The 3,748-nt window shown below is 55.1% G+C and carries 3 protein-coding genes, 1 tRNA gene and 1 pseudogene; 4 read left to right on the top strand and 1 reads right to left on the bottom strand.

The genetic code is table 11. The annotated features are described in order from the left end of the window. The coding region (locus tag A2I95_RS27530; RefSeq protein WP_291735038.1) for a GNAT family N-acetyltransferase at positions 1-411 on the bottom strand (411 nt) is incomplete at its 3' end. A gap of 225 nt (positions 412-636) precedes the next feature. Between A2I95_RS27530 and A2I95_RS27525 the strand changes: the two genes are divergently transcribed. The 4 genes and pseudogenes from A2I95_RS27525 to A2I95_RS27510 form a co-directional block, all read left to right on the top strand. Further along, a tRNA-Arg gene (locus A2I95_RS27525) sits at positions 637-713 on the top strand. 889 nt (positions 714-1,602) lie between these two features. Then, a complete protein-coding gene (locus A2I95_RS27520; protein ID WP_291735036.1) occupies positions 1,603-2,043 on the top strand; it encodes a hypothetical protein in 441 nt (146 codons plus the stop codon). A 196-nt stretch (positions 2,044-2,239) separates the two neighbouring features. Continuing rightward, positions 2,240-3,127 carry a hypothetical protein gene (locus A2I95_RS27515; protein WP_291735034.1) on the top strand — a complete coding sequence of 296 codons (888 nt, stop codon included), beginning with the start codon at positions 2,240-2,242 and terminating at the stop codon, positions 3,125-3,127. Positions 3,128-3,437: 310 nt separating this feature from the next. Continuing rightward, positions 3,438-3,551, top strand: a pseudogene (locus A2I95_RS27510) (transposase); the annotation flags it as partial. Between the last annotated feature and the right edge of the window lie 197 nt (positions 3,552-3,748).

Here is a 3,748-nt window from a genome sequence, read left to right as displayed (position 1 = left end):
GGTGTTGTCGGCACGGTAATATGATGTAATGCGATTTAGCCCGATCTGGCGGAATGCAAAGTCCAGAAGCAGCGCAAGCGACCGGATCCCGATACCCTGCCGGCGTCTGGACTGCTCAATGAAAAGCGCAATGATGGCGTCCCGGTTGACCATGGAGATGTTTTCCAGGCCGGCAATACCGCACAGTGCATTGGTTTTAGTAACAATTGAAAACCAGCATTTGCTGGTATTCGGCACAGTACCGGCAGGGGGGCTCCAGGCCTGTTCGATGGCAGGCAGGTTGAGGGGGGACCGGGCAGCGCGGTCAAAACAGGCCAGATCGGACACATTCTGAAACCAGCCGGCCATTGTGGCGAGGTCTTCTGATTCCAGCGGCCTGAGCTGAAACTCTGCGGACTGCCGGTCCGGCATTTTCTGTCCCCTTTTTCCGTTTCTAAGTGTTGCTTCCCCTGGCTCAAGCGCGGTGGGAAGACCGTCAGCATTTGCCTTATACCACATTTAGCCGGGCTGGGGTTGCAGAAGCTGGCAGCGCTCAACCGGCCTGTGCGCTTTGGCGGGAAAGACAGGCAAGAAATGCGGGCTGAGATCTCTTTTGGGGTTGCGCCTGTGCGAAGCTGCGATTACATCCGCCGCAGTGGACCGATAGCTCAGCTGGATAGAGTACTTGACTACGAATCAAGGGGTCGGGGGTTCGAATCCTCCTCGGTCCGCCACTTCTTCTGTTGTAAGACGACACATAGTTCTGACTTTTGCGACAGAACATTGCCTTTGCGCCGCATAGCTTTGCCTTCGGCCCTGTGATGACGCTGAACATATTTCCTTCTTTCAAAACTGGTTTTGAGCGAAGCCCTTCAGGGCGCTCGTCTCTAATACCTGCTCCCGGCGAGGGTTGGGGATAGCAAGTGCAATACAATTCGATGGGGTTGGTGCGGCCCGCAAGCGTCAGCCGAGGACACCGCCATGTCTAATTGTATTGCAGGCGCGTGGGGACGACGTCCCCTAGCTCTTTTGTTGGGTAGGTCGGGCGGAATGCGGTCATTCGCTGCGAGAGCAATCGAGGGTCATCACCAACATAGAGCGGACCTTCTTGGAAAAGTGAAACAACTCCGAGCTTCACAACAAAAAATGCACTTCAAAGTTGACTTCCAGAGCCGTACGAAGAGGTAGCGCTGTTCACCCAATGCGGGCAACCGATTTAAACGAGGGTAATTTTTCAATGTCTAGACAAGTAGATTCCTCGCTCGAAACCCTCATCGCGCATGGTGCGACGCCAACTGGAATTGTTGATGCCCTTCGGAAACCCGGTGGAAGCCCGTTCTTCAGATGCGCGCTTCAAGTGACCCCTTATGACTATGGGCTGCGCCACGCAAAGGACGCAGGTATTTCATCCGAAAGCGACTATAACGAGGCTATGGCTAAGGCCTGTCGCGAAAACGGTGTCCAAGTCGTCGCGATCACGGACCATTTTCGCTATGATGCTTCAGTGTCGTTAGCTGAGTGTCTTCGGGAAAATGGCATTACCGTTTTCCAGGCTTTGAGGCTAACTCTTCGGAAGGCGTTCACATCCTCTGTCTGTTCCCGCCAGACACGACAGTTTCGGAAATGAATACACTGATCGGCGCATGTGATGTTCGCGATCCAAAAGCAGAATCCCCAATTTCAAATAAGACGTGTGAGCAGTTGCTTCGGCTTGTTCAGGATCGTGGTGGCATCACAATTACAGCACATGTCACACTGAGCGCTGGATTGCTTACGACATTGAGTGGCTCCACGCGCATGAACGCCTGGAAATCCGACGACCATCTGGCGGCGGCAATACCAGGTCAAATAGCAGATGTGCCGAACGGCCTCCTGCAGATCTGCAAGAACAAGAACCCTGACTATCAGCGGAAGCGTCCCGTAGCATTCGTGAATGCTGCCGACGTTTCGAAACCGAGTGACTTTGGAAAAGACGGTGCGACCTGTCTGGTGAAAATGACAGATGTCTCTATCGAAGGCCTGAAACAGGCTTTTTTTTGGACGCAGAAGGTCGCATCATGCTGAACTCAGACGGCGCTCCAACGGACTACACACGGATAGTCACTATCGCTTGGGACCGTGGATTGTTGTCCAAGCAATCCGTTGCGCTCAACGCAGGCCTGAATGTTTTGATCGGGGGGGGCGTGGGGCGGGCAAATCGACTATCGTTGAGAGCCTTCGCTTCGCTTTTGGTTTGGAGCCGAAAGGGAAAGACGCTTCGGTGACGCATAAGGCGATGATGAAGGAGTTAATGGGACAACGTGCCAGCGTTGCGGTCCTCTTGCATTCGCCCAAGCCGTCGCCTGGCTACTACCTGGTCGAGCGGGTCTATGGACAAGATCCGCGCGTCAAAGACCAGAACGGCGATATTGTTCAAGGTCTGCAACCCTTGGACCTCGTTCCTGGCTTAGAGGTTTATGGACAGCATGAAATCTCCGAACTGACGCGAGACCGGGCCAAGCTTGCGGGAATTCTCAAGCGGTTCGTTGGCGATGATGATCAAGAGAACGTCGAAATGGACGGTATCCGGGCTCGCCTCAGAGAGTCGCGCGGCGGCATCTCTGAGAAGCGGCGAAAGATCGGGGAGTTGGATGAGGCTTTGGCGGCGTTGCCAGGCCTTCGTGAAAAACTCAAACGCCTTCAAGCCACAAGTTTAATAGCGCGTGCCGAGGAAAAAACTGCGGTTCAAGCTGAGGCTAGGTTGCTTGAAAAGGTCGCTGGTACAATTTCGGATGTTGACTCCCAGATAAAAGAGCTGCGGCCGCCGCAGAAGGTGGCAGATCCCGTCATGCCCGCCGAAACAGACCAGAAGCTCCCCAATCGGACTACACTGGAACCACTGCAGAAGATCGCTCAGGATTTGAACGATGCCTTACTGACGGCATCGGACACGTTGACCAGGGCCTACGAAAAAGCCGCTGCGGATCTGGAAACGATCAGAGAGAACTGGGAACCCCTTCGTGATGCGGCAAGCAGGCGTTTTGAAGACGTGAAGGCAGAGCTACGTGAGGAAGGGTACGATCCAGAAGAATATGTGAGCCTTGACGACCAGGTGGCGCGTCTCGAACCGAAACAGCAAGCATCGCCGGACCTGCCGGCCGCGGCTTGAAGGTCCAGCAGCCTTCCATATAACCCGCGTCATGCCTGCAAAGATATTTTCGATGGAGGCGCGGAGAACGGCGGTGCCCGGCTCGCGCTCAATTACAAGCACTCCGGCCGCAACGGCATCCAGCGCATTTCCTGTGATCTGCCGCCGACCGGTCTTCTGCAACTTGTGCTCTTCGCGGAAGCGCTCAGCCTGCGCAAACGCTTCGGGACTCCGGTTGTATCGGATGTACCAATCGATGGGCTAGCCGAGGACACGGCTCTGTCGAATGGGGTTGCCCGTGGGGAAGGGCAGCGCCCTCAGCTTGACGGCCATCCGGTCCGAACGCCGGCTCTGCAAGGAGGTGCATCTGAACTTGGCGTATCGGTGGTTCTGTCGGCTTGATCTGAGTGACCGGGTTCCGGATCAGTCGGCGTTTTCGAAGAACCCCGAGTTTTTCAGCAGCCTGTTAACTGTGCTTCCGCCTGAGCGCTGCCCATAAGGGCTTGCAAAGGCACAGGTATTCCTGAAGCGCATAGCTTCAATGTGCAGGTTGCATACCCTATGCGATATCGGCATTTCACAGATGCCGCGCCACCGGATAGCGTTCACGCCATAATCACAGGGGAGTATGCCTAATGACGA

It is taken from the genome of Leisingera sp. F5, assembly GCF_001593695.1.
Note: the sequence above shows the minus strand (reverse complement) of the source record. Positions and strands in the feature narration are given on the sequence as shown.

Excerpts from the sequence above, each read along its gene's own strand:
- A2I95_RS27520 (WP_291735036.1), top strand. The coding sequence starts at position 1,603 with ATGAATACACTGATCGGCGCATGTGATGTTCGCGATCCAAAAGCAGAA.